The organism is Achromobacter sp. UMC46 (assembly GCF_014170335.1).
GTDB lineage: Bacteria > Pseudomonadota > Gammaproteobacteria > Burkholderiales > Burkholderiaceae_B > Achromobacter.
Genome location: NZ_LZZS01000038.1, coordinates 216,898 through 240,750, shown reverse-complemented (window position 1 = coordinate 240,750; position 23,853 = coordinate 216,898). Strand labels below are relative to the sequence as shown.

General features: G+C 66.7%; 22 protein-coding genes. 7 read left to right on the top strand and 15 right to left on the bottom strand.

Going from position 1 to position 23,853, the window contains the following annotated elements; translation table 11 throughout:
- Positions 1 to 34 precede the first annotated feature (34 nt).
- The gene (locus A9973_RS28360; RefSeq protein ID WP_183016930.1) at positions 35 to 1,102 is read left to right on the top strand and encodes an MBL fold metallo-hydrolase; all 1,068 of its coding nucleotides are present in this window, start codon (positions 35 to 37) and stop codon (positions 1,100 to 1,102) included.
- 28 nt (positions 1,103 to 1,130) lie between these two features.
- On the opposite strand, the gene A9973_RS28355 is transcribed toward A9973_RS28360, so the two are convergent.
- Entirely contained in the window at positions 1,131 to 1,757 is a 627-nt protein-coding gene (locus A9973_RS28355; protein WP_183016929.1) for a LysE family translocator, read from the bottom strand.
- A 101-nt stretch (positions 1,758 to 1,858) separates the two neighbouring features.
- On the opposite strand from A9973_RS28355, the gene A9973_RS28350 reads away from it, so the two are divergent.
- Entirely contained in the window at positions 1,859 to 2,593 is a 735-nt protein-coding gene (locus A9973_RS28350) for a nitroreductase (RefSeq protein WP_183016928.1), read from the top strand.
- Between the two features lie 113 nt (positions 2,594 to 2,706).
- Positions 2,707 to 3,900, top strand: a complete 1,194-nt coding sequence (gene metC, locus A9973_RS28345) for a cystathionine beta-lyase (protein ID WP_183016927.1) — start codon at positions 2,707 to 2,709, stop codon at positions 3,898 to 3,900.
- Positions 3,901 to 3,941: 41 nt separating this feature from the next.
- Here metC and A9973_RS28340 read toward each other — a convergent pair whose 3' ends face one another.
- The 5 genes from A9973_RS28340 to argS form a co-directional block, all read right to left on the bottom strand.
- Positions 3,942 to 4,931 (bottom strand): alpha/beta fold hydrolase, encoded by a 990-nt coding sequence (locus A9973_RS28340; RefSeq protein ID WP_183016926.1) that lies wholly within the window; start codon positions 4,929 to 4,931, stop codon positions 3,942 to 3,944.
- Complete coding sequence (locus A9973_RS28335; RefSeq protein ID WP_183016925.1) at positions 4,910 to 6,127, bottom strand: ABC transporter substrate-binding protein; 1,218 nt, start codon at positions 6,125 to 6,127, stop codon at positions 4,910 to 4,912. The genes A9973_RS28340 and A9973_RS28335 overlap by 22 nt, the downstream gene beginning before the upstream one ends.
- 157 nt (positions 6,128 to 6,284) lie before the next feature.
- Positions 6,285 to 6,917 (bottom strand): thiol:disulfide interchange protein DsbA/DsbL, encoded by a 633-nt coding sequence (locus A9973_RS28330; protein ID WP_183016924.1) that lies wholly within the window; start codon positions 6,915 to 6,917, stop codon positions 6,285 to 6,287.
- A gap of 91 nt (positions 6,918 to 7,008) precedes the next feature.
- A complete protein-coding gene (locus tag A9973_RS28325; protein ID WP_183016923.1) occupies positions 7,009 to 7,752 on the bottom strand; it encodes an SPOR domain-containing protein in 744 nt (247 codons plus the stop codon).
- A gap of 9 nt (positions 7,753 to 7,761) precedes the next feature.
- Positions 7,762 to 9,447, bottom strand: a complete 1,686-nt coding sequence (gene argS, locus A9973_RS28320) for an arginine--tRNA ligase (protein WP_183016922.1) — start codon at positions 9,445 to 9,447, stop codon at positions 7,762 to 7,764.
- Positions 9,448 to 9,752: 305 nt separating this feature from the next.
- Between argS and A9973_RS28315 the strand changes: the two genes are divergently transcribed.
- Both A9973_RS28315 and A9973_RS28310 read left to right on the top strand, forming a co-directional pair.
- Entirely contained in the window at positions 9,753 to 10,091 is a 339-nt protein-coding gene (locus A9973_RS28315; protein ID WP_169274191.1) for a DUF1840 domain-containing protein, read from the top strand.
- 77 nt (positions 10,092 to 10,168) lie between these two features.
- On the top strand, positions 10,169 to 10,486 hold the full coding sequence (locus tag A9973_RS28310; RefSeq protein ID WP_006224479.1) for a hypothetical protein: 318 nt from the start codon (positions 10,169 to 10,171) through the stop codon (positions 10,484 to 10,486).
- 15 nt (positions 10,487 to 10,501) lie between these two features.
- Here A9973_RS28310 and A9973_RS28305 read toward each other — a convergent pair whose 3' ends face one another.
- The 6 genes from A9973_RS28305 to A9973_RS28280 all read right to left on the bottom strand — a co-directional run bounded on the left by A9973_RS28305 (position 10,502) and on the right by A9973_RS28280 (position 16,644).
- On the bottom strand, positions 10,502 to 11,302 hold the full coding sequence (locus tag A9973_RS28305; RefSeq protein WP_006224480.1) for a carbohydrate ABC transporter permease: 801 nt from the start codon (positions 11,300 to 11,302) through the stop codon (positions 10,502 to 10,504).
- Positions 11,299 to 12,174, bottom strand: a complete 876-nt coding sequence (locus tag A9973_RS28300) for a carbohydrate ABC transporter permease (protein ID WP_183016921.1) — start codon at positions 12,172 to 12,174, stop codon at positions 11,299 to 11,301. The genes A9973_RS28305 and A9973_RS28300 overlap by 4 nt, the downstream gene beginning before the upstream one ends.
- Before the next feature lie 13 nt (positions 12,175 to 12,187).
- Positions 12,188 to 13,483: an ABC transporter substrate-binding protein gene (locus A9973_RS28295; protein ID WP_183016920.1), complete on the bottom strand. Its 1,296-nt coding sequence runs from the start codon at positions 13,481 to 13,483 to the stop codon at positions 12,188 to 12,190.
- A 114-nt stretch (positions 13,484 to 13,597) separates the two neighbouring features.
- Positions 13,598 to 14,653 carry an ABC transporter ATP-binding protein gene (locus tag A9973_RS28290; protein WP_183016919.1) on the bottom strand — a complete coding sequence of 352 codons (1,056 nt, stop codon included), beginning with the start codon at positions 14,651 to 14,653 and terminating at the stop codon, positions 13,598 to 13,600.
- Positions 14,654 to 14,802: 149 nt separating this feature from the next.
- Positions 14,803 to 15,600 carry a phosphodiesterase gene (locus A9973_RS28285; protein ID WP_183016918.1) on the bottom strand — a complete coding sequence of 266 codons (798 nt, stop codon included), beginning with the start codon at positions 15,598 to 15,600 and terminating at the stop codon, positions 14,803 to 14,805.
- Between the two features lie 30 nt (positions 15,601 to 15,630).
- Positions 15,631 to 16,644 carry a LacI family DNA-binding transcriptional regulator gene (locus tag A9973_RS28280; protein WP_183016917.1) on the bottom strand — a complete coding sequence of 338 codons (1,014 nt, stop codon included), beginning with the start codon at positions 16,642 to 16,644 and terminating at the stop codon, positions 15,631 to 15,633.
- Between the two features lie 321 nt (positions 16,645 to 16,965).
- Between A9973_RS28280 and A9973_RS28275 the strand changes: the two genes are divergently transcribed.
- Positions 16,966 to 18,294 carry an amidase gene (locus tag A9973_RS28275; protein WP_183016916.1) on the top strand — a complete coding sequence of 443 codons (1,329 nt, stop codon included), beginning with the start codon at positions 16,966 to 16,968 and terminating at the stop codon, positions 18,292 to 18,294.
- Between the two features lie 187 nt (positions 18,295 to 18,481).
- On the opposite strand, the gene leuA is transcribed toward A9973_RS28275, so the two are convergent.
- From leuA to A9973_RS28260, 3 genes are all read right to left on the bottom strand, one after another.
- Positions 18,482 to 20,194, bottom strand: a complete 1,713-nt coding sequence (gene leuA, locus A9973_RS28270) for a 2-isopropylmalate synthase (RefSeq protein ID WP_183016915.1) — start codon at positions 20,192 to 20,194, stop codon at positions 18,482 to 18,484.
- A 394-nt stretch (positions 20,195 to 20,588) separates the two neighbouring features.
- Positions 20,589 to 21,566 (bottom strand): tripartite tricarboxylate transporter substrate binding protein, encoded by a 978-nt coding sequence (locus A9973_RS28265; protein WP_183016914.1) that lies wholly within the window; start codon positions 21,564 to 21,566, stop codon positions 20,589 to 20,591.
- A gap of 183 nt (positions 21,567 to 21,749) precedes the next feature.
- Complete coding sequence (locus A9973_RS28260; protein ID WP_183016913.1) at positions 21,750 to 22,397, bottom strand: hypothetical protein; 648 nt, start codon at positions 22,395 to 22,397, stop codon at positions 21,750 to 21,752.
- Here A9973_RS28260 and rpoN point away from each other — a divergent pair.
- Positions 22,396 to 23,841, top strand: coding sequence for an RNA polymerase factor sigma-54 (gene rpoN, locus A9973_RS28255; RefSeq protein ID WP_183016912.1), 1,446 nt, complete (start codon positions 22,396 to 22,398; stop codon positions 23,839 to 23,841). The genes A9973_RS28260 and rpoN overlap by 2 nt on opposite strands.
- The last annotated feature ends 12 nt before the right edge of the window (positions 23,842 to 23,853 follow it).

Here is a 23,853-nt window from a genome sequence, read left to right as displayed (position 1 = left end):
CTTGACGTGAACGTCAAGCGTGGAGCGAGAGGCAATGAACCCCAACGAACAGAAACTGAACTACCCCTGGGCGGACTTCCAGCCCGAAGCCGGCCGGGCGCACATCGTGGCGGAGGGGGTCAAATGGATCCGGATGCCGCTGCCGTTCGCGCTGGATCATATCAACCTCTGGCTGCTGCGCGACAACATCGACGGCCGCGACGGCTGGACCATCGTCGACTGTGGCATCGCGCGCGACGAGGTCAAGTCGCTGTGGGAAGAGGTCTTCAAGAATGAACTGGAAGGCCTGCCGGTGCTGCGCGTGCTGGTCACGCACATGCACCCCGACCATATCGGCCTGGCCCACTGGCTCTGTGAACGTTGGGACGCGCGTCTGTGGATGACGATGACGGACTTCATGGTCGCATCGCTGTGGTCGTCGCGCAGGAACGACGCCGGCGCCGGCCCCGGCGGCCAAGCGGCGGTGGAGCACTTCGCCCGCCACGGGCTGACCGACCTGGAAGCGCAAGAGCAGATCCGCCAGCGCGCCAACTATTTCCCCAACCTGGTGCCCGCCGTGCCGGCGCGCTATACGCGCATCATGCACGGCGACCAGGTCCGCATCGGCGGCCGCGACTGGCGCGTGATCGTGGGCTATGGCCATGCACCGGAGCACGCGTCGCTGCATTCGCCCGGCCTGAACGTGCTGATCTCGGGCGACATGGTGCTGCCGCGCATCTCCACCAACGTCAGCGTGTTCGATTACGAACCCGACGCCAACCCCTTGCCGCTGTATCTGCGTTCACTGGACGGCTATGACGGCCTGCCGGACGACACCCTGGTGCTGCCTTCGCACGGCCGTCCGTTCACCGGTCTGCACGAGCGCATCGCGCAGCAGCACGAGCATCACCGCGACCGCCTGGCCGAAGTGCTGGAGGCGTGCGCCGCGCAGCCGCAATCCACGTCCGACATCGTGCCGGTGCTGTTCAAGCGCAAGCTGGACCTGCACCAGCTGACCTTCGCCATGGGCGAGGCGCTGGCGCATCTGCACGCGCTGTATTTCGAAGGCAAGCTCAAGCGCGCCACCGGTGTCGACGGAATCGTGCGTTTTACGGCGACCTGATCTTGGCCGCCTGGCGACGGCAACCCGGCTATCGCGTCGCCGTCGCCAGCCGCACGGCCAGGCCCACGAACACCAGGGCGGCGATGCGGTTCAACCAGCGCTTGGCGGTCACCGAGCGCTGCAGCAATTCGCCGAACGCGCCCGAGAAGAACGCGATGGCGCCGAACACCAGCAGCGTCGACACCATGAACACCGCGCCCAGCTGCAAGGTCTGGATGCCGACCGGGCCCAGCGCCGGCGAGGTGAACTGCGGCAGGAAGGCGAAGAAGAACAGCAGCACCTTCGGGTTGGTCAGGTTCATCACGATGCCGCGGCGGTACAACGCGCCGGGCTTGAGCGGTTCGGGCGCTTTGCCGGCCTCCGACTCCACCGGCGCGCGCAGGATCTGCCACGCCAGATATGCCAGGTAAGCGGCGCCCGCCAGTTTCAGCACCGTGAACGCCATGGGCGACGCGGCGAATACCGCCGCCAGCCCGAACGCGACGGCGGCCGTGTGGCCCAGCAGGCCCGTGCACAGTCCCAGCACCACCAGCATGCCGGCCTTGCGTCCCCAGATGGCCGACTGCATCAGCACGAACAGGTTGTCCGGCCCGGGCGTCAGGGCCAGCAGAACGGCAATGCCGAAGAACGCGATCAGGGTATCGATGGGCAGCATAGGTTTTGCCTGGAACGGGAAGGCTCCGGTCAGCCGGAGAATGGCATCATAAGGGCAAAATCCACCGGCCCCACGCGCCGGCAACCGGAGAGAGACACGACATGGCCGCAAACGCCCCGCAGGAACCGCAAACCCGCGACGACAACGACACCCGCCCCGACGCCGCGTTGGAAGACTGGCTGCGAGCCCGCCACAGTTGCCGCGCTTTCCTGCCCAAGCCAGTGCCGCGCACCACGATCGAACGCATCCTGACCCTGGCGCAGCGCACGGCGTCCTGGTGCAACTGCCAGCCCTGGCAAGTGGCGATCACGGAAGGCGCGGGCACCGAACGCCTGCGCGCGGCGCTGCAAGCCCGGGCGGAGCAGGCGGCCGCTACCCCCGGCTTCACCCCCGACTTCCCCTTCCCCCGCGAATACCGCGACGAGTATCTGGCGCGCCGCCGCGAATCGGGCTTCCAGCTGTATGGCGCCGTGGGCGTGGAACGCGGCGACCGCGAGGCCTACCGCCGCCAGGAAATGCGCAACTTCCAGCTGTTCGACGCGCCGCACGTGGCCATCATCACCACCGACGAGGCGCTGGGCGAATACGGCGCGATGGACTGTGGCGGCTATGTCGCGAATTTCCTGCTGGCGGCCCAGGCCAACGGCGTGGCGACCGTAGCGCAGGCCTCGCTGGCGATGTATCCCGAGGTGTTGCGCGACGTGCTGGGCATCGGCGCGGGCCGCCGCGTCGTCTGCGGCATTTCCTTCGGCTACGCCGACACCGCGCATCCCGCCAACAGCTACCGCACGAACCGCGCCGAGCTGTCGGAAAGCGTCGCCTGGGTCGCGGCCTAGGGACAGGCGGCCGCGCGCCTGATAAGGTTCACCCTGTCCGCCTTTGTTCCGGCCCTTTTGGTTTCGGCCCTGTTCATTCCGGCCCTGTTCATTCTTAAGCACTCCCCCTGAAGATGACCACCAAACACATCGATACGGTTTTGCAGCACGCGGGCACCGCCCCGTTCCACCCTGAAACCGGTACCGCGCCGGTGCCGCTGCCGCCCATGCGCGCCAGCACGGTCCGCTTCGAGAACCTGGCCGCGCTGGAACTGGCGCAGCGCACCAAGGCGGCCGGCGGCCGCGCCACCACCTACGGCCGCATGGGCATGGATACGCATGCCGCGCTGGAAGAGGTGTTCAAGCAGCTGGAAGGCGGCACGCATTGCTATCTGGCGTCTTCGGGCCTGTCGGCGATGACGATGGTCATGATGGCCTTGTGCTCGGCGGGCGATCACGCGCTGATCTCCGACTGCGTGTACGGCCCGATGCGCGAACTGGACGATGCGGTGCTCAAGCGCATGAACATCGACATCACCTATTTCGCGGCCGGCGAAGACCTGGAAGCGCTGGTGCAGCCGAACACGAAGCTGCTGTATGTGGAGTCGCCTGGTTCGCTGCTGTTCGAAATGCTGGACATGGGTGCGATGGCCGCGTTCGCGCAGGATCACGGCCTGGTGCTGGCCACCGACAACACCTGGGGGTCGGGCTACATCTACCGTCCGCTGATGTTGGGCGCGCAGGTCTCGGTCATCGCTGGCACCAAGTACGTGGGCGGCCACTCCGACCTGATGCTGGGGGCGGTCGTCACCAACGACGAGGCCATCGCCAAGAAGCTGAACCGCACGCAGTACGCGATGGGTTACTCCATCAGCGCCGATGACGCCTGGCTGGCGCTGCGTGGCGTGCGCACCATGCCGATCCGCATGGCGCAGCATGCGCGCCACGCGTTGCAGGTGTGCGAATTCTTCAAGCACCGTCCCGAAACCGTGCGCCTGTTCCACCCGGCCTGGCCGGCGGACCCCGGGCATGCGCTGTGGCAGCGCGATTGCACGGGTTCCAACGGCATGCTGTCGGTGGAACTGGGCCTGTCGCCGGCGGCCGCGCGCGCCTTCGTGGATGCGCTGACGCTCTTCGGCATCGGCTTTTCCTGGGGCGGCTACGAAAGCCTGGTGCAGCTCGTGTCGCCCAAGGACTTGTCCAAGCACCGCTATTGGGGCGAAGGCGACAACGCGCTGGTGCGCCTGCACATCGGCCTGGAATCGCCGGAAGACATCATCGCCGACCTGACCCAGGCGCTGGAAAAGGCCGCGGCGGTACGCGAGTAACGCCGCAGCCCGTGGCGTAGGAAGGGCGTCGCGCCGTGCTTCTACACGGCCGCGCCGCGGATCCAGGCGCCGATGCGTGCGGCGATGTCGTCGCTGTTGTCGTCCATCATCGGCATGTGGGAATTGCCCGCGATGCCCTGGTCCGCCAGTCGCCACACGTCCACCCGCGCGCCGTGCCGCGTGAGCGCGTCGGCATAGTCCTGGCCGGCAACGCACAGGCGCTGCCATAGCGGCGTGGCATCCAGATAATCGCCATAGACGAACAGGAACGGCTTGTCCGCCACCGCGGCGGCCACGACGTCGCTGGAGAATCCCGACGGCTCGATGCCGATCACGCCGCGCACCAGGTCCGGCCGCGCATGCAGCGCCCGGTAGGCCACTTCGCCGCCATGGCTGTGCGCCAGCACCAGACAGGGGCCGACACGGTCCAGCACGGCACAGAAACCCCGCAAGGCCGCCTCGTTGTTGCCCAGCCAGCGCGGCACCGCGTGGCGGATGAAATCGTCGAACGCGCCGACGGGAAAGCGCTGCCCGGCGAAGGCGCGCCGCGCCTCGAAATCCTCGGCGCGCCCGAAGCGGAACAGCGACCAGCTTTCTTCCGCGTTGCGGATGATGGGCGGTTCGGGCCAGACCTGCTGGAACGGCGCCCAGCCGGCGCGGCCGCGTTCGACGTTGTCCACTACATACACCGCATGGCCCTGGCGCAGGAAGTGCTGCATCCACCCCGGCCGGCCGTCCGGCGTCTGTTCCCACATGGCGCCCGTCATGCCGCCGCCGTGCAGCAGCACGACGGGCAGCGGATGGGCCAGCCGGGCCGGAATGAAGTACTGCACGTAGGCCTGTTCGAAGTGGTACAGGCCGTTGGGGTCGTACGCCAGCGTCGCGCTTTGCGTGAAGGCGATGTCGCGCGGCGGCAGGCCCGCTACGCGCACGGGTTTGCCGCCCGCGTAGAAGCTGCCGAAGTCCGCCAGCGCGACGGGCTCGGCGGCGGCCGGCGACCCGGCCGATTTCATTTCTTGACCAGCGGGCATTGGCTTTCCGACAGCGGCCAGGCCAGCGTGTCGCCGGGGATGGTGCGCACGATGTTGTAGTAGTCCCAGGGCGCCTTGGACTGCGCGGGCGTCTTCACCTGCGCCAGCATCATGTCGCGCACTACCAGGCCGTCCTCGCGGATGCGCGCGTTCAGGCTGAACGGGTCGTCGATGGGCATCGCCTTCATCTTCGCCATCACGGCGTCCGAATCCACAGTGCCCGCGGCCTTCACCGCCTGCAGGTAGTGGCGCACCGAACTGTAGACGCCGGCTTGCAGGAAGGTGGGCGGACGGCCGACGCGCGCTTCGAACTTCTTCGTGAAGGCGCGCGTGCCGTCGTTCATGTCCCAATACGCCGGCACGGTCAGATAGGTCTTCTGGGCCGCTTGCAGGCCCAGGCTGTGCACGTCCGTGATCAGCAGCAGCATGGCGGCCAGCTGCTGCGTGCCGCCGATGCCGAATTCGGCGGCTTGCTTGATGGCCGAAATGGTGTCGCCGCCCGCGTTCGCGATGGCGATGATCTGCGCCTTGGACCCCTGCGCCTGGAGCAGGAAGGACGCGAAGTCGGACGCGTTCAGCGGGTGGAACACGGTGCCCACCACTTCGCCGCCGTTGGCTTTGACGACGGCTTCGGTGTCCGCCGCCAGCTGCTTGCCGAACGCGTAGTCGGACGCCAGGATGAACCAGCGCTTGTTGCCTTCATTGACAACCGCGGTGGCCGTGCCGCGCGACAGCGCATAGGTGGTGTAGGTCCACTGCACGCCGTAGGGCGAGCATTGCGCCTGCGACAGCGCGGTGGTGCCGGGGCTGGAGAACAGCACCAGTTTTTTCTTTTCGCGCGCGATGCCCTGCACCGCCAGCGCGACGGATGAATTGGGCACGTCCACCACCACGTCCACGCCGTCGGTGTCGTACCACTTGCGCACCATGCTGCTGCCGATGTCGGGGCGGTGCTGGTGGTCGCCCGACACCAGCGAAATGGGCTTGCCCAGCACCGAGCCCCCCATTTCCTCGATGGCCAGTCGGGCGGCTTCCACCGAGCCTTTGCCCGTGGCGTCGGCGGTGACGCCCGCCATGTCCGTCAGGACGCCGATCTTCACGCCGTCGGCTGTGCTGGCGTGCGTGGCGGCAGCGCCGAACGCCAGGCACAGGCCCAGGCCCAACGCCGCGCGGTTGCGCAGGAATTGCTGTTTCATTTGTCTTCCACCCGTTTGATGCCGTCGTTGCGGCGAATTTTTGTGGCGGAAGTGTAGCGCCGGCGTTCTGGGGCCGGGCGCGGCTGAAACATCTTTTCCAAAAAGAAAACGCCCCGGCCGACAGGCCAGGGCGCTTCACGTGAATCGAGGGCGCGGATTACTTGTTGCGCGCCATCGGGATCAGCTGGTTGACTTCCTTCAGGGCGCCTTCGTAGCTGTTGCCCGCCATGACCGGCGAGGTCATGAACTTGCCGCCCACGGCGAACGACGGCGTGCCGTCGATGCGGTAGGCCTCGGCCAACTGGTTGGCGCGCTGCACCTGGGTCTGCACGCTGAACGAATCGAACACCGAGTCGAACTTGGCACGGTCCACGCCTTGAGACGCGGCCCACTCGCCCATGGCCTTCTTGTCGAACAGGCGCTTGTGCTCACCGTGGATGGCGGTGAAGAACTTGGCGTGCAGGTCTTGGCGGTCCAGCGCCAGGAACGTGTAGTACACCTGCTGCAGCGGCTTCATGCCGGCGTTGAAGGCGATCGGCACCTGCTTGAGCACGACATCCGACGGCGCGGTCTTGACCCAGTCTTCAACCATCGGCTCCATGGCCGCGCAATGCGGGCAGGTGTAGGCGAAGAACTCCAGCACTTCCACTTTGCCCGGGGTGTCCGACGGCAGCGGCGGGTTGATCGACACATACGCCGGCGTGCCTTGAGCGTGGCTAGCCTGGCTGAAGAACGCCGTGGCGGTCAGCGCGGCCGCGGCCATGATGCGGATAATCTTGGTGGACAACATGGATGTGAGGTTCCTGGGTAAAAAGTGACAGACAGGCCCGGGGCCGGATAAGTTCAATTCCTAGCGTGCAATGCCTTGCCGCCAGCGCGCCTTACTGGCGCACCACGGCGGTTTCAATCTTGTTCTCGCCCAGCCTCCCGCGGGCGCGGTTCATGTCGTCCAGGCGCGCAAACGGGCCGACGCGCACCCGGTTGATCGCCTTGCCGTTCACTTCGGCTTTCTGCACGGCCACGGGCAACCCCAGCAGGATGATGCGGGCCTTCAGCGATTCCGCGTCGTTTTCGCCGCGGAAGGCGCCCGCCTGCAGGAAGTACGTGCCCGTCGCCGCGGAGGCCGTGGCGGTGGCGGCTTTGGGGGACGGAGCGGGGGCCGGCTTCGAAATCGGCGTTGGCGCCTGGGTAGGCGCCACGGCGACCTGCGTCGGGGCGGAAGACGCGGCCTGCGGTTTGGAGGTCGACGGCAGCGTGGCGATCAGCGCACCCAGGTCGTCCAGTTTGGACGGCGTTTCGTCGGGCTTGGCGGTGCCGCCCGTGCCGATGCCTGCGCCGGGCAGCGGCGCGGGGGCGGTGGCGGTCGGGCCGGTGGGCGGCGCGCCCGCCGCGCCGTCGCGGCCGTACAGGCCCGCGTTGGGGTCCGGCGCCTGGCGGGGGTCAGGCAGCTTGCCCGAGTCGCCCTGGCGGCTGGCACGGTCCACGAAGGGCACCGGGGCCTTGGTCACGTAGAACGCCACGACGGCGGCCACGATCAGGCCGATAAGCAGGCCGGCAAGCGCCCCGTACAGGGTGCTGCCGCTTTCGCCAGAGGAACGGCGGGTGGTTTTGCGCTTGGTTGCCATGTACCGATGTTACATCCGCTCGGGGGCGGACACGCCCAGCAGCTCCAGGCCGTTGGCCAGCACCTGGCGCGTCGTGGCGGCCAGGCGCAGGCGGGCCAATTTCAGGGCCACGTCGTCGATCAGCACGCGTTCGGCCGCGTACCAGGCGTGGAAGTCGGAGGCGCAGTCGCGCAGCCAGAAAGCGATGTGGTGCGGCGACAGGTCCTGGGCGGCCAGCGCCACCACGTTCGGGAATTCGGCCAGGCGCTGCATCAGCGCGAACTCGGTCGGCGCGGTCAGCAGCGACGCGTCGGCGGCGGCCACGTCGGCGGCCGGCATGCCGGCGTTGTTGATCATCGTGCAGATGCGCGCATGCGCGTACTGGATGTAATAGACGGGGTTCTCGTCGCTCTTGGACAGCGCCAGGTCCACGTCGAACACGAATTCGGTGTCGGCGCGGCGCTGGATCAGGAAGTAGCGCACCGCGTCGCGGCCCACCCAGTCGATCAGGTCGCGCATGGTCACGTAGCTGCCCGCGCGCTTGGAGATCTTGACCTCTTCGCCGCCGCGCATCACCTTGACCATCTTGTGCAGCACGTAGGACGGGTAGTCCTTCGGGATGCCCTCTTCCAGCGCCTGCAGGCCGGCGCGCACGCGCGCCACGGTGCCGTGGTGGTCGCTGCCCTGGATGTTCACGGCGCGGTGGAAGCCGCGCTCCCATTTGGCCTTGTGATAGGCCACGTCCGGCACGAAGTAGGTGTAGCCGCCTTCGCTTTTGCGCATGACGCGGTCTTTGTCGTCGCCCGTGCCCAGCTCGGTGGTGCGCAGCCACAGCGCGCCGCCTTCCTCGTAGGTATGGCCGCCGGCGACCAGCGCCTTGACGGTGGCCTCGACGCGGCCCGACGTGTACAGCGAGCTTTCCAGGTAGTAGTTGTCGAACTTCAGGCCGAACGCCTGCAAGTCCAGGTCCTGCTCGCGGCGCAGGTAGGCCACGGCGAAGACGCGGATGTCGTCCAGGCTGTCGATGTTGCCGGTGGCGGTGACGGCCTGGCCGTCGGACGCCTGGAGGGTTTTGCCGGCCTGGAAGTCGCGCGCGATATCGGCGATGTAGTCGCCCTTGTAGCCGTCGGCCGGCCAGTCGGGGGATTCGGTCGTCAGGCCGCGGGCGCGGGCCTGCACGCTGATGGCCAGGTTTGCGATCTGGTTGCCGGCGTCGTTGTAATAGAACTCGCGGGTCACGTCCCAGCCGCTGGCGTCGTACAGGCGGCACAGGGCGTCGCCCAGGGCGGCCTGGCGGGCATGGCCCACGTGCAGCGGGCCGGTCGGGTTGGCCGACACGAATTCAACCAGGATCTTCTCGCCGGTGCGGGGCGCGCGGCCAAAGCCGGCGCCTTGCTCGGCCACGGTGCCGATGACGGCCTGGCGGGCGGCGGCGGTGATACGCAGGTTGATGAAGCCGGGGCCGGCGATCTCGGCGCTTTCGACCAGATCGCGCGCGGCCGGGTCAGCCAACAGGGCTTGCACGATGGCTTGGGCCAGTTCGCGCGGGTTGCGGCCGGCCGGCTTGGCCAGCTGCATGGCCACGTTGGTGGCGACGTCGCCGTGGGCGGCGACCTTCGGGCGCTCAAGCAGCACGTTGGGCTGGGCGTCGGGAAGGCTCTGCGCAACGGCGGCCTGGATCAGGGAGATAAGCTGTTTTTGTTGCTCGGGGAGCATGGGCGTCTGGAGAAGTTCTGGGTGGGCGGCTCAAGGCGGGGATCTGGCGGACGGCGTCCGGCCCGGCAAGGCCACGGGAATCCCCTGAATGATAGTTGATTTGGCGGCAGAACCGGCACCCGGGGGGCCGGAAACCGTCCGGCAAGCGTTCAGCCAGGAGGCGGAACTGTCAATAAAATCAAACCCATAGCCGCACCTGTCGCGGACGGGGCGCCCTGGCCGTTCGGACGGCGCGTGGTGCCCAGTTGGCATCCCCCGGGCGTTGCGGTAGTGTATGTAACGCATTCAATGAAGGAGACTGCAACATGCTGATTACCTTTCACTCCAAGGTCGTGGCCGAGGTCCTGATGTTGTCCGACCACGCGACAGGCATCTTGCAAGCGGCCGGCAAGTCCATCGGAGACAAGATTCCGGAACGCGGCGTATTCACCGTCGAGCAGCTGGGACCGGCCATCAGCGGCATCGAAAACGCGATCGCCAACGCCGAGCACCCCGAAGAGGACGAAGACGAAGACAAGGCTCCCCGCTCGCCGATGGCGCGCGTGGTCGGCCTGAAGGAACGCGCCTATCCGCTGCTGGACATGATGCGGCAATCGAAAGCCGCCGGCGTCGAAGTCACCTGGGAAGCCTCGCGCGGCTGGTAGGCAATGTCGCCGGGCGGACATTCCCGCCGGCGTTTTCTGCCTACCCTTCTCGCCTGACGCCCATTCAAGGAATTCCCATGCGCAGCGACATCACGATTGTTTTCGACACCCGGCGTTCGCTGGACCTGACCGCCACGGTGGAAACGTCCCCGCAACGCCAGGCCCAAGCGCGCGATTGGTTCGACGGTGCCTGGGAAACCCTGGGCTGCGAACCCCTGCGGCCCAGCGGCAAGGTGCTGTTGTTGGACAAGGTGCTGGGCGTGGCGGATGCCTTGGGCTACGACACCCTGTCCACCGACGAAAAGGAAGCCCGCGAATTCGCCGAGAACCTGGCGCTGGCGCTGGAGCGCCCGCGCATCACGGTGGATCTGCCGGGCCTGACGGTCGGCTACTAAGGCTGACCGCCCGCGTTACCGGATCCCGGCCCGCATGAACGATTGCACGAACTGACGCTGGAACAGCAGGAAGGCGATCAAGAGCGGCGCGGCCGACATCAGCGTGGCCGCCGTGATGACGGACCAGTCGATGCCCTGGTCGGTCGATGAGAACACCTGCAGGCCCACCGTCAGCGGCCGGGACTCTACCGAATTGGTGATGATCAGCGGCCACAGGAAGTTGTTCCAGTGGTGGCTGACCGACACCAGGCCGTAGGCCACGTAGATCGGCTTGGCCAGCGGCACGTAGACCTTCCACAGGATCTGCATGGCGTTGGCGCCTTCCATGCGCGCGGCCTCTTCCAGTTCGCGCGGCACCGTCTTGAACGTCTGGCGCAGCAGGAAAATGCCGAAGGCCGACGCGAAGTACGGCAGGCCGATCGCGAACACCGTGTCGCGGATGCCCAGCTGGCTCATCGACCGGTAGTTCTCCACCAGCAGCACGTCCGGCATGATCATCAACTGCAGCAGCACCAGCATGAAGACGAAGTCGCGGCCGCGGAACTCGAAGCGCGCGAACGCGTAGCCGGCCAGCGTCGACAGCACCAACTGCGCGGCCAGCACCATCGTGACCAGCAGGAAGGTGTTCAGGAAGTAGCGCGGAAACGGCGCGGCCTGCCAGGCCCGCGCGAAGTTATCCAGCGTCAGCGGGGCGAACAGTTCGAAGCGGGTGGCGTAGGCCGGCGGGTGGAACGCCGCCCACATGGCATAAGCCAGCGGCAGGATCCACAACAGGCCCAGCGCCCATGCGCCCAGGGTATCGAGCTTGTCTTTCATTGATAGTGAGTCCTGCGGTCCAGCCAGCGGAACTTGAACAGCGCGGTCAGCGCCAGCACCACCAGCAACACGACGGTCAGCGTGGCGGCGTAAGCCGTGTCCCAGAAACTGAAACCCACCTGGTAGATGTAATACAGCAGCAAGGTGCTGGCGTTGTCCGGCCCGCCGCGCGTCATCACGACCACGTGGTCCACCAGCCGGAACGCGTTGATCAAGGCGTTGATCAGCACGAAGAGCGTGGTGGGCATCAGAAGCGGCCACAGGATGCGGCGGAAGTACTGCCAGCGCGACGCCCCTTCCAGCATGGCGGCCTCGCGCAGCGACGGCGACACCGTCTGCAAGGCGGCCAGATAGAAGATCATGAAGAAGCCCGACTCTTTCCACACCGTCACCAGCATCAGCGCCGGCAGCGCCGTCTCGCGGTTGCCCAGCCAGTTGGGGCCGGGCGAACCGAACCAGCCCATCACCTGCGCGATCAGCCCGTATTGCGGCGTGTAGAAGAACAGCCAGATGTTGGCCACCGCCACCATCGGCAGCACCGTCGGCGTGAAATACGCCATGCGCAGGAAGCCGCGGCCCGCCAGGTTGCGGTTCACCCACAGCGCCATGACGAGCGCGATGCCGATCGAGGTGGGGATCGTGCCCAGCGCAAACCACAGGTTGTTCCACAGCGACTGCCAGAACACGGGATCGTCACGCATGACGGCGTAGTTCTCCAGGCCTACGAAGCGCGCCGGACGCGCGCCCTTGGGCGTGGAGAAGAAGCTGTGCCAGAACGTCGCCAGCGCCGGGTAATGCGTGAAGGCGGCAAGCAGCACGATGGCTGGCAGCAGCAGCAGCCAGCCATAAAGGGCGTGTAAAGAGCGGCTCATCGTGCTTGTCGGATCACTTATAGGAACGCAGGATGCGGTCGGCCTCGCGTTGCGCATCGGTCAGGGCCTGCTGCGGCGTCTTCGAGCCCGTCAACGCCGCTTGCAGCGCGTCGTTCAGGGTCTTGGTGACGCGCTGGTTCTCATGCGTGGAGAATTCCGCCACGCTGACCTCCAGCTGGTCGCGCGCGACCGCCGCGGCCGGCACTTCCTGCGCGTACTTCTTCATCTTCTCGGTCTGCCAGGCGGCCGGCGTGACCGCGACATAGCCCGTGGCGATGCTCCAGTCGGCGGCGCGTTCCGGCGTCGTGACCCATTGCGCGAACTTCAGCGCGGCCTGCTGCTGCGCCGGCGTGCCGCTCTTGAAGATGTAGAAGTTGCCGCCGCCGGTCGGGCTGCCGCCGCGCTTTTGCTGCGGCATCATGGCCACGCCGAACGGGAAGTCGGCGTTCTTGCGGATGTTGGTCAGGTTGCCGGTAGTGGTCCAGACCATCGCCGCCTTCTTCTCCAGGAAGTCCTTCGGCGTGGTGCCCCAGTCGATCGTGCCGGTCGGCATGATCTTGTGCTTGGCCGACAGGTCGCGCCAGAACTGGGCGGCTTCCACCACGGCGGGCTTGTCCAGGTAGACCTCGTTGCCGGCCTCGTTCATCAGGATCGCGCCGTTGGGCGTGGTCAGGGCCTGGAACAGCCAGTACGCGAACGCGCCGCCCGACGGGATCTCGATGCCCCACTGCGTGGTGTTGCCCGAGGCGTCCTGCTTGGTGAGCTTCTTGCCGTAATCGACCAGTTCCGCCCAGGTCGCCGGCGCGCGCTCGGGATCCAGGCCGGCGGCCTTGAAGAGATCCTTGTTGTAGTACATGACGATGGTCGAACGCTGGAACGGCACGCCCCAGGTGTGGCCGCCCGAGCGGCTGTTCTGCATGAAGGCGTCGTAGAAGCCGCCCAGCCACTTCTTGTCGGCGTCGGACTTCGCCAGCGAGTCGATCGGGACGATGGCGTCTTCGTCGATCAGCGTGAACATGTCGGTGGACAGCAGCACGGCCAGCTGCGGCGGCGTGCCGCCTTTGAGGGCCGTCAGCGCCTTGGCGATCGAGTCCTGATACGAACCGGCGTAGATCGGCTTGATCTTGATGTCGGGATTTTCCTTCTGGAAGTCCGCGACCATGTCGTCGACGATCTTGGTAATCGGCCCGCCGACGGCGACCGGGTAATAGAACTCGACCTCGACGGGCTTGTTCTGCGCCTGCGCAGGCAGGGACAGGCAGGCGGCGGCAAGGCTGGCGGCCAGGGTCTTCAGTACGATGCGTCGCATGGTGCGTTTCCTTTTTGTGTAATGGGCATTTTTACCGCCGGGCCGTCCCAAGGTAAAAAAACGCCCCATTGGGGGGCAGCAAGCCGAAGGCGCGGCGTGGGGGCCATTTTCTTTTTAGCGCCCGACGGTGTTGATGACCGCCGAATCGGCGGCAAAGAAATGCTGTTGGGCGTCCGTCCAGGACAGCCGCAAGGCTTCACCCGCGCGGGCGCGCAAATGGCCGCCGACCCGCACCGCCACGCCGCTCGAGTCGCCCACGCGGCAGACCACGATGGAGTCCGCGCCGAAGTACTCCACGCTTTCCACGGTGGCGGGGATGCCGTTGTCGTCGATGCGGATGTGTTCGGGGCGCACGCCCAGTTTCACGGCGCCGGTGGGGGCGCCCGCGATGGCGGGGCCCTGCGTGCCGGCGATGACCGTGGCGCCTTGCAGCGTCGTCACGCCGATGAGGTTCATGGGGGGCGTGCCGATGAAGCGGGCCGCGAATTCGCTGGCCGGGCGCGCGTACAGGCCGTCGGGCGTGTCGTGTTGTTCGATCTGGCCGCCACGCAGCAGCACCACCTGGTCGGCCATGCTCATGGCTTCGGTCTGGTCGTGCGTCACGTACACCATCGTGATGCCCAGGTCTTGCTGCAGGGCGCGGATCTCGCGCCGCATTTCGTGGCGCAGCTGCGCGTCCAGGTTGGACAGCGGCTCGTCCATCAGGCACACCGGCGCTTCGGAGATCACCGCGCGTCCCAGTGCCACGCGCTGTTGCTGCCCGCCCGACAATTGCGACGGCTTGCGGTCCAGCAGATGGCCCAGGCCCAACAGGCCCGCCACGCGTTGCAGGCGGCGGTCGAAGTCGCGCGCCGGCTCCTTGCGCACCCGCAGCCCGAACAGGATGTTCTCGCGCACCGACAGGTGCGGAAACAGCGCATACGACTGGAACACCATCGAGATGCGGCGCTTGGCCGGCGGCAGGTCGGTCACGTCGCGGTCGCCGATGCGGATCGTGCCCGACGTGGGCGTGTCCAGCCCGGCGATCATGCGCAGCGTGGTCGACTTGCCGCAACCCGACGGGCCCAGCAGCACCGTGAAACTGCCAGCCGGCACAGTGAAGCTCACGCCGTGGATGGCGGCCGCGCCGCCGTACTGCTTGGTGAGGTTATCCAGAACGATGGATGACATGCTGTCTCGACGATCTAATAGTTAGATCCGCATTGTTGCCTGTTATGAAAACCTTTTCATTGTGCAGCGCAAACATGACGGATTCGTGGCAATGCCCGGGGCGCTCAAGCCCCGGCGTACGGGTCAGGCAAAAGATTCAAGCAAGCGATTCAGGCAAACGGATACGGGCCGGGGTATTCCCCGATGACGGCGTGGTGCGTGACCAGGTTCTTGCCTTGCCACCAATGCAGCTGGTAGCCCGGTGGTTCCATGATGTATTGCAGGGTCGGACGCGGCCCCAGCTCCAGCGCCAGCTGGTGTGCGGTGCCGGGACAGGTCGACGCGATCGTGCCGCCGAAGCGCTGGAAGATGGTGCGGTGCAAGTGGCCGCACAGCACGCGCTCCACATTCGGAAACCGCGACACGATGCGTTCCAGCTCGGGCGCGCCGGCCAAAAGGCCGATGGCGTCCATGTGCTCGATGCCGGTCAGAAAAGGCGGATGGTGCATCAGTACCAGCGTCGGCCGGTCGGGCTGTTCGGCCAGCCGCGCGGCCAGCCAGTCCAGGCGGTCCTGGCACAGTTCGCCATGGCTCTTCATCGGCACCACGGTGTCCAGCGCCAGCATGCGCAGCGGATAGGTCTCGACCGCGTACTGGATGAACGGGCCGCTGCCTTGCAGGTACGCGTGGTCGGGGAAGGCGGCGCGTAACTGCGCGCGGTCGTCGTGGTTGCCGGGCAAGAGGAAGTACGGGATCTCCAGCGCTTGCAACTGGTCGCGCAGCGCCTGGTATTCGTGCGGGCGGCCCAGGTCGGTCAGGTCGCCCGTGATCAGCACGCAGTCGGGGCGCGGCGTCAGGGCATTCAGGGCGCGCACGGCCGGGCCCAGGAAGGCCGCCGGATCGATGATGCCGTAGGCCTTGTCGCCCGGGGTACGCATGTGCAGGTCGGTGATTTGTGCGATGAGCATGATGCGGATCAGGAGTCTGGATGGGAAGGATCAGCGGCGCACGGATGCCGCCGTGCCGCCGACCACGATGCAATGCGGCAGCCGGTTCGACTGCGGCGGCTGGCCGTGGATCTGCGCCAGCAGGTTCGAGCAGGCCGTCTGGCCGATGCCGTCGCTAGGCTGCGCCACGGTAGTCAGCGGCGGCGTCAGCAAGGCGCCGAAGCGCATGCCGTCGAAGCCGCAGACCGAGATGTCAGCGGGCACGGACAGGCCGAGCGCCACCAGGTCGGCGATGACGGCGGTGGCCAGCAGGTCGTTGGAGCAGAACAGCGCGGTGGGCGCCTGCTTGCCCCGCAGCGCGGATTTCAGCGCATCGGCGTCGCTGCCGGTGTGGGAACTCATGGCGATATGCTGCACCGCTTCCAGGCCCAGCTTCTTGGCGCAGGCGCGCGCGCCCGCCAGGCGGCGCCGCGCGCGGTCCGACGCGGTCAGCGGGCCCGTCACAAGCGCGATGCGGCGGTGGCCCAGCGAGGCCAGGTGCGCGACCATGTCGCTGGCGGCGGCGCGGTTGTCGACCGAGGCGAACGGGTGCGAACCGGACTCGTTGTAGACCAGCACATATGGCATGCCGGCGCTGTCCAGGTCGTCCAGCGTGGCGCTTTTGTTCACGTCCGCCACCGTCAGGATCAGCCCGTCGACCTGATGGTCCATCAGCCCCTGCACCGCCGCGGATTCCACGGCGGGGTCGTAGCCGGTGGCCGTCAGCATGACGCTGTAGCCGGATTCGCGGGCGCGGCGCTCCGCGCCTTCGAAGCACTCGGCGAACACCGGATTCGACAGCGTGGGCAGGATCAGACCGATGGTGCGGGTGCTGCCCGAACGCAGGCTGCGGCCCACGCGGTTCGGCCGGAAGCCGGCCCGCTTGGCCACGTTGCGGATGTGCGCCAGCGTGTCGGGATGGACGATGTCCGGCTGGTTGAACGCGCGCGAAACCGTCGCCGGGGATACCCCGGCCTTGCGGGCCACTTCGATGATTGAAAAGCGGGGCGACGGGCGCGTTGCCATATCTATATTGCTGTCTGTTTACTGAAAACGATTTCATCTTACAAGACAAATATGACCTTTGTATTGCACGGGTTTGCGCTATGCTGATAACGACGCAACAACACAAAGCCATGGCGCGGCACAGTCGGATTACCCGGGAAAACATGATGTTTTCGGTGTTTTTCCTAATTGACGCGGCGCGCACAATGGCTGGGATCGGTCCGCTGGAACTCGTGGCAAATAGGTCACGGGATCAGCAAGGGCAGACCCTCGGTCAAGGGGACCGGGTGCGTAGTTCAGCTGCCGCGCGTGATGCGCGACTCCGGTAAAGAGGAAAGGATCATGTCTACTGCCTTAAACAGACTTGGCGCGCTTGAAGCCGCGCACAAGCTGCAACGGCGCGAATTGACCGCGGTGCAACTGGTGCGGGCCTGCTTCGCCCGTATCGAGCAACGCGAAAACACCATCCACGCCTGGACGGCGCTGCAGAAGCAGGCGGCGCTGGACCATGCGGCCGTCCTGGACGGCGGCGCGCTGCGCGGCCTGTTGCACGGCCTTCCCATCGGCGTGAAAGACCTGTTCGACACCGTCGACCTGCCCACGCGCTACGGCTCCCCCATCTATGAACGCCACCGTCCCGGCCTGGACGCCGCTTCCGTGGCGCTGTGCCGCGGCGCGGGCGCCGTCGTGGTCGGCAAGACCGTCACCACCGAATTCGCCACCTATCAGGCCGGCCCCACGCGCAACCCCCGCAACGAGGCCTACACGCCGGGCGGCTCGTCCAGCGGCTCGGCCGCCGCGGTGGCCGACGACATGGTGCCCTTCGCGCTGGGTTCGCAAACCGCGGGCTCGATCATCCGGCCCGCGTCGTACTGCGGCATCGTGGGATTCAAGCCCACGTTCGGCGCCGTGCCGCGCGCGGGCGTGAAAAGCCTGGCCGAATCCCTGGATACGGTCGGCGGTTTCGCGCGGTCGGTGCCGGATGTCGCGCTCTTCGCCTCGGTCATGATGCGCGACGCCCGCATGCTGGACCTGGCCTATGACGGCAAGCCGCGCATCGGCATGTGCCGCACGCTGCAATGGCGGCATGCGCAGGCCGAAACCAAGGAAGCCTTCGCGCAAGCCGCCGCCACGCTGTCGCGGGCGGGCGCGCTGGTCCAAGAGGTGCCGCTGCCGTCGCAAGACTGCATGCTGGTGCAACTGCACGCGGACATCATGGCGTTCGAAGCCTCGCAATCGCTGGCCTACGAGCGCCTGGAGCATGCCAGCCAGCTCAGCCCGAAGATCCAGGCGGTGCTGGAAGCCGGCTCGCAGATCACGGCTGAAGAACATATCAAGAACCTGGCCCGCGCCGAGGAATCGCGCGCGCGCGTGAACGGCTGGTTCCAGGATTTCGACGTGGTGCTGGCGCCCAGCGCAGCGGGCGAAGCGCCGTTCGCCGACCTGGGCACGGGCGACCCGCAATTCTCGCGCGCCTGGACCTTGTTCGGCCTGCCTTGCTTGAACCTGCCGTTCGCGACCGGCCCCCAAGGCCTGCCCGTGGGGCTGCAAGTGATCGGGCAGCGCTACGACGACCATCGCACGCTGGCCGTCGCCGCATGGGTCCACGAGCGCCTGCTGGCCGCCAACGCGCCCGATATCGGCGCCTCCGACATGTGGCCCCGGGGCTGATCGCGCGCAGCTAGCCGCCCGCAGCTAGCCGCCCGCCGCCAACCACGCGTCGCAGAATGCAGAAAGCCCGCCAGGTAAGGCGGGCTTTTTCATGGCCGGGCCGCACGGAAAAGCGGTGTGTCTTCCGGGGCGCGCAAGCCCATGTTTCGGGCTTGCGTCAGGCGCTTTCTTTATGCCGGGATGCGGATCACGCGGCCTCGGCGGCTTCCTGCTCGGCCGCCGTGACGGCGCCCGAGTTGATGTGGCGGTTGACGGCGCTCAGCACGGCCTGGAACGAGGCCGTCACGATGTCGCGGTCGATGCCCACGCCGAAGCCCGTGCTGGATTCGCCGACGCGCAATTCCACGTAGGAGGCGGCGCGCGTGTCGGTGCCGGTGCCGATGGCGTGCTCGTGGTAGTCCATGATGCGCACGGGCACGTCCAGCGCGGCCACGAAGGCCGAGATGGCGCCGTCGCCCTTGCCCGTCACGATGCGGCGTTCGCCGTTGTATTCGAGTTCGGCTTCGATGCTGAAGTGCTGGCCTTCGCCGGCCGACGGATTGCCGTCGATGCGGTGGCGGATCAGCTTCCACGGCGTCTTCTGTTCCAGGTATTCGCGGTTGAAGATGGTGTGCACGTCGTCGGCGGTGACTTCGCGGCCGGTCTCGTCCGTCACGCGCTGGATGGCGCGGCTGAATTCGATCTGCAAGCGGCGCGGCAAGACCAGGCCGTGTTCCTGTTCAAGCAGGTACGACACGCCGCCCTTGCCCGATTGGCTGTTCACCCGGATCACGGCATCGTAGCTGCGGCCGAGGTCGGCGGGGTCGATCGGGAGGTACGGCACTTCCCAGACGGCGTCGGCCTGTTGCAGCGCGAAGCCCTTCTTGATGGCGTCCTGGTGCGAACCCGAAAACGCGGTGAAGACCAGGTCGCCGGCGTACGGATGGCGCGGGTGTACCGGCAACTGGTTGCAGTACTCGGCGCAGCGGCGCACTTCGTCGATGTCGGAGAAGTCCAGGCCCGGGTGCACGCCTTGCGTGTAGAGGTTCAGGGCAAGCGTGACCAGGTCGACGTTGCCGGTGCGCTCGCCGCTGCCGAACAGGCAGCCTTCGATGCGGTCGGCGCCGGCCATGACGGCGAATTCGGCGGCGGCAACCGCGGTGCCGCGGTCGTTATGCGGGTGCACGCTCAGCACGATGCTGTCGCGGCGCGCCAGGTTCTTGTGCATCCATTCGATCTGGTCGGCGTACAGGTTGGGGCTGGTTGCTTCGATCGTGGCGGGCAGGTTCAGCACCATCTTGTGGTCGGGCGTGGGCTGCCAGACGTCAGCGACGGCATCCGAGACTTCCAGCGCGAATTCGGGTTCGGTCGTGCTGAACACTTCGGGCGAGTACTCGTAGCTCCACTTGGTTTCCGGACGCTGCGCGGTGTATTGCTTGATCAGGCGCGTGCCGGCCGTGGCGATGCCCTTGATCTCTTCCTTGGACATGTTGAACACGACCTTGCGGAAGGCCGGCGCACACGCGTTGTACATGTGGACGATGGCTTGCTTGGCGCCCGCGGCGGCTTCCACCGTGCGGCTGATCAGGTCTTCGCGCGACTGGGTCAGCACGATGATGGTCACGTCGTCCGGGATGCGCTTTTCGTCGATGAGCTTGCGCACGAAGTCGAAGTCGGTCTGCGAGGCGGACGGGAAGCCCACTTCGATTTCCTTGAAGCCGATCTTCACGAGCTGTTCGAAGAAGCGGACCTTGCGCTCGACGCTCATCGGCTCGATCAGCGCCTGGTTGCCGTCGCGCAAGTCCGTGCTCATCCAGATCGGCGCCTTGGTGATGCGGCGGCTGGGCCAGGTGCGTTCGGAGAAGTCGCGGGTAAAGGGCGCGAAGGGGACGTATTTGGTAGCGGGGTTGGCAAGCATCATGACTACACCTCGATCGGTTTCTTTTGAATCCCGGGAGCACGACTCTCGGCGGCATTTGTGACCGGATGACGGTCTTGTGCCAGGGGTTGCCGTGATTGACCGGCAGGATTCACAAATAAAAGGGGGAAATCGCGTGTGGCAAGCGTGGTTGCCGAGCTACCACGGGGACACTAGGCCCGGCAACCGATCGGTAGGTATAGCGATAGCGCGGCGAACGAGGAGGAGCGAGCGCGCAGGCCGGCAACCGGAGCGGCGGAGCGTCCGGTGGCAATCGCGAGGGAGGTGCGGTGTGCGGCCATAGGTTGCTAGTCAAACATACTTTGCGCGGGAGCGCAAATAAAAAAGCGCCGGAAAAGCGGGGGCGGAATGCCCCAGCGCTTTCTCCGCCGCGTGTCTATTGCGTCTGCATGTGGCCGTTCTTCACGACTTTACCCAGGCGTTCGCGTTCGCTTGCCGCGAATTCCACGAAGCTGGCGCGCGAGCCGCCGCCGGGTTCGATGCTGCTCTGGCGCAACGCGTCTTGCACCTCTTTCGATTGCAGCGACTTTTCGACCGCCGCATTCATCTTGTCCAGCACGTCGGCCGGCGTGCCGGCGGGCGCGAACAGCCCGGCCCAATGGCCGATGCTGATCGCGGGAAAGCCCGCTTCCGCGGTGGTGGGGATGTCCGGCGCGCTGGCCATGCGCTTGTTCCAGGTGGTGGCCAGCGCTTTCAGCTTGCCGCTCTGGATCAACGGCAGCGTCACGATGCTGGCTTCGGACGTGGCGTCGACCTGATTGCCGATCACGGCGGTTACGCCTTCCGAGCCGCTTTTGTAGGCGATCGGCTCGATCGGCAGGCCCGTCGCTTCTTTCATCATTTCCGCCACGAAATGCGGCGTGCTGCCGTTGCCGGCCGTGGAGAAGGTGATGCGGTCGGTCTTGGCCTGTTTCGCGCGTTCGACGAAGTCCTTCAGGTCCTTGGCCGGATTGGAGGGGTTGGCCACGATGACGGACGGCGTGATCGACAGCAGCGCGACGGGCGTCAGCGCCTCGTCCTTGTAGGGCTGGTCCGAGCGGATCAGGCTGTTGGTGACGGTGCCGTTGCTGCCGACAAGGTAGGTGTAGCCGTCCGCGTCGCTGCGCGCGACGTGGGCCGCGCCCACGACGCCGCCTGCGCCGGGGCGGTTTTCGACGATGACGGTCTGGTTCAGGGTCGTGCCCACCGCTTTCGCGATGATGCGCGCGACCAGGTCGTTGGCGCCGCCCGCGCTGAACGGGGCGACGAAGGTGATGGGCTTGTCGGGCCAGGCGGCCAGCGCGGGTGCGGCGGCGAAAGCGGCCGAACAGGCCACCAGCAGGCCGGCGGCATACCGGACGGGGGTACGGAACATGGGTACAACTCCAGGGGCTGGCTGCGCATCCGGCAGGTCTCGGCTGCCGGTAGCGTTTTACTTGTGTGCGCGGCCGCGGTTGCGCGAGCCTGGAGGGGCCAGTATAGGGCGGGCGGGCTGGCAGGCGACTGAAACAAACAGGCCGCCTGTCGGCGGCCTGGCATCTGGAAAGGGGCTTGCCGCCTAGCGGGCGGGGCCGATGCGCGGTTCGACGTAGCGGTCGCCGCGGGTTTCGCCACGGACCTCGGCGCGGGCCGGTTCCCGGCGGCCGTCGTCACGGGGATCGCGGCTGGGGCGGCTGGCGGAACCTTCCAGGATCTGCGCCTGTTCGGCCACCATGGCGATCTTGCCGATGCGATTGTGGCGAATTTCAGACAATGCGCGGCGCAGATCGCCTACTGTGAAGGGCTCTTGGCGGTCGCCCCAGGTCCAGCGCAGCACGCCCAGCGATTCTTCCGACAGGTTCGGCGCCAGGTCGGCCAGCACGTCGGTGCCGACCGGCGTGGCCGCGCCCGAAGCCAGGCTGGCCGAGAACCAGGCCTTGACCGAGAAAAAGACGATCAGCGACCAGATGCCGGCCACGACCCACCAAAGGTACGGATTGACCTTCTGTGCCATGTCCAGGGTCGGCTGACCCAGGGAATGCAGGAAGTCGTAGTTCATGCGTTTGCCGAAGTCGAGTATCCAGGAGGCGACCAGATACCAGAGGACGACGGCGACAGCGATGACTATCGCGCGCACAACGAGTCGGGGAAGCGCCAATTTGAGCAGGGTCTGGCCGATAAGTCGGCAGTCCTGGCGAACGCTTGCGGGCGAAGTCAGATTCATCATGCAAAATATTGTACCTATGACCCGCCCAATTTTAGAACTGCGACCTGGCCAGCATCTGACGCTGACCCCTCAGCTACAACAATCGATACGATTGTTGCAGTTGTCTACGCTCGACCTGGAGGCCGAGATCTCGCAAGTGCTCGCGGACAATCCGCTGCTGGAGCGTGAAGACGAGTCGCCCGCGACCGAGGCGCAAGCCGAATCCGAACGCGAATCTTCGGTGCAGGACGACGAGCCCGCGGCGGAACGCGAGACGCCGGTGGATGAAATGCCGGGTTCGGGCGGGGTCTATTCGGATGAGGATTCCGGCCCGCCCGAGACGGCGCGCCCGGACACCTTGCGTGAACACCTGCTGGGGCAGCTGATGCTGACGCGCGCGGCGCCCCGCGACGTGGTGCTGGCTGCGCTGCTGATCGACGAACTGGACGAGAACGGCTACCTGGGGTCGCCGCTGGACGAGATCCTGGGCTGGCTGCCCGCCGACACGGAACCCGACATCGACGAGTTGCGCGCCGCGCTGTCCTTGCTGCAATCCTTCGATCCCCCCGGCATCGGCGGACGCGACATGGCCGAATGCCTGCTGTTGCAATTGCGCAACCCCGACCTGACACGACTGCCCGAAGCGGCCGATGCCGCCGTCCTGGCGTGCGCCCGGCAGATCTGCGTGCAGCACCTGCCCTTGCTCGCCACCGGCAACGCCGCCCGCCTCTGTGCGGCGCTGGGTTGCGACGAGGCGACGTTCCGCGCGGCCCATTCCCTGATCCTGCGTCTGGAGCCGCGCCCGGGACGCGCCTGGACGGTGCCGGCAGCCGATTACGCGGTGCCGGACGTCATCGTGCGCAAGACCCGGCGCGGATGGCAGGTCACGCTCAACAGCGCCGCCGTGCCGCGGCTGCAGATCAACGGGTTGTATGCGCAGATGCTGGGCAACCAGAAGGAGTCCGCCCACGCGGGCCTGCATTCCCAGTTGCAGCAGGCCAAATGGATGATCCGCAACGTCGAGCAGCGCTTCGACACCATCCTGCGGGTGTCCCAGGCCATCGTCGAACGCCAGACCGCCTTCTTCAGCCAGGGCCCTTCGGCCATGCGGCCGCTGATCCTGAAGGACATCGCGGGTGAGCTCGGATTGCACGAATCGACCATTTCACGGGCCACAACGCAGAAGTACATGCTCACTCCGTTCGGCACGCTGGAGCTCAAGCGCTTCTTCGGCGCGGGCGTATCCACCGACGGCGGCGACGCCACCTCGGCCACGGCGGTGCAGACCTTCATCCGTCAGATGGTCGCGGACGAGAACCGCGCCAAGCCCTTGTCCGACAGCCAGATCATGCAAAAACTGGCCGATCAGGGGATAGTGATCGCCCGCCGGACGGTGGCAAAGTACCGTGAAGCGCTGCGGATAGCCCCCGCGACGCTGCGCAAGGCGCAAGCCTCGGCGCGCTGAAATAAGGGACGA

Excerpts from the sequence above, each read along its gene's own strand:
- A9973_RS28360 (WP_183016930.1), top strand. The coding sequence starts at position 35 with ATGAACCCCAACGAACAGAAACTGAACTACCCCTGGGCGGACTTCCAG.
- A9973_RS28355 (WP_183016929.1), bottom strand. The coding sequence starts at position 1,757 with ATGCTGCCCATCGATACCCTGATCGCGTTCTTCGGCATTGCCGTTCTG.
- A9973_RS28350 (WP_183016928.1), top strand. The coding sequence starts at position 1,859 with ATGGCCGCAAACGCCCCGCAGGAACCGCAAACCCGCGACGACAACGAC.
- metC (WP_183016927.1), top strand. The coding sequence starts at position 2,707 with ATGACCACCAAACACATCGATACGGTTTTGCAGCACGCGGGCACCGCC.
- A9973_RS28340 (WP_183016926.1), bottom strand. The coding sequence starts at position 4,931 with ATGCCCGCTGGTCAAGAAATGAAATCGGCCGGGTCGCCGGCCGCCGCC.
- A9973_RS28335 (WP_183016925.1), bottom strand. The coding sequence starts at position 6,127 with ATGAAACAGCAATTCCTGCGCAACCGCGCGGCGTTGGGCCTGGGCCTG.
- A9973_RS28330 (WP_183016924.1), bottom strand. The coding sequence starts at position 6,917 with ATGTTGTCCACCAAGATTATCCGCATCATGGCCGCGGCCGCGCTGACC.
- A9973_RS28325 (WP_183016923.1), bottom strand. The coding sequence starts at position 7,752 with ATGGCAACCAAGCGCAAAACCACCCGCCGTTCCTCTGGCGAAAGCGGC.
- argS (WP_183016922.1), bottom strand. The coding sequence starts at position 9,447 with ATGCTCCCCGAGCAACAAAAACAGCTTATCTCCCTGATCCAGGCCGCC.
- A9973_RS28315 (WP_169274191.1), top strand. The coding sequence starts at position 9,753 with ATGCTGATTACCTTTCACTCCAAGGTCGTGGCCGAGGTCCTGATGTTG.
- A9973_RS28310 (WP_006224479.1), top strand. The coding sequence starts at position 10,169 with ATGCGCAGCGACATCACGATTGTTTTCGACACCCGGCGTTCGCTGGAC.
- A9973_RS28305 (WP_006224480.1), bottom strand. The coding sequence starts at position 11,302 with ATGAAAGACAAGCTCGATACCCTGGGCGCATGGGCGCTGGGCCTGTTG.
- A9973_RS28300 (WP_183016921.1), bottom strand. The coding sequence starts at position 12,174 with ATGAGCCGCTCTTTACACGCCCTTTATGGCTGGCTGCTGCTGCTGCCA.
- A9973_RS28295 (WP_183016920.1), bottom strand. The coding sequence starts at position 13,483 with ATGCGACGCATCGTACTGAAGACCCTGGCCGCCAGCCTTGCCGCCGCC.
- A9973_RS28290 (WP_183016919.1), bottom strand. The coding sequence starts at position 14,653 with ATGTCATCCATCGTTCTGGATAACCTCACCAAGCAGTACGGCGGCGCG.
- A9973_RS28285 (WP_183016918.1), bottom strand. The coding sequence starts at position 15,600 with ATGCTCATCGCACAAATCACCGACCTGCACATGCGTACCCCGGGCGAC.
- A9973_RS28280 (WP_183016917.1), bottom strand. The coding sequence starts at position 16,644 with ATGGCAACGCGCCCGTCGCCCCGCTTTTCAATCATCGAAGTGGCCCGC.
- A9973_RS28275 (WP_183016916.1), top strand. The coding sequence starts at position 16,966 with ATGTCTACTGCCTTAAACAGACTTGGCGCGCTTGAAGCCGCGCACAAG.
- leuA (WP_183016915.1), bottom strand. The coding sequence starts at position 20,194 with ATGATGCTTGCCAACCCCGCTACCAAATACGTCCCCTTCGCGCCCTTT.
- A9973_RS28265 (WP_183016914.1), bottom strand. The coding sequence starts at position 21,566 with ATGTTCCGTACCCCCGTCCGGTATGCCGCCGGCCTGCTGGTGGCCTGT.
- rpoN (WP_183016912.1), top strand. The coding sequence starts at position 22,396 with ATGCAAAATATTGTACCTATGACCCGCCCAATTTTAGAACTGCGACCT.
- A9973_RS28260 (WP_183016913.1), bottom strand. The coding sequence starts at position 22,397 with ATGATGAATCTGACTTCGCCCGCAAGCGTTCGCCAGGACTGCCGACTT.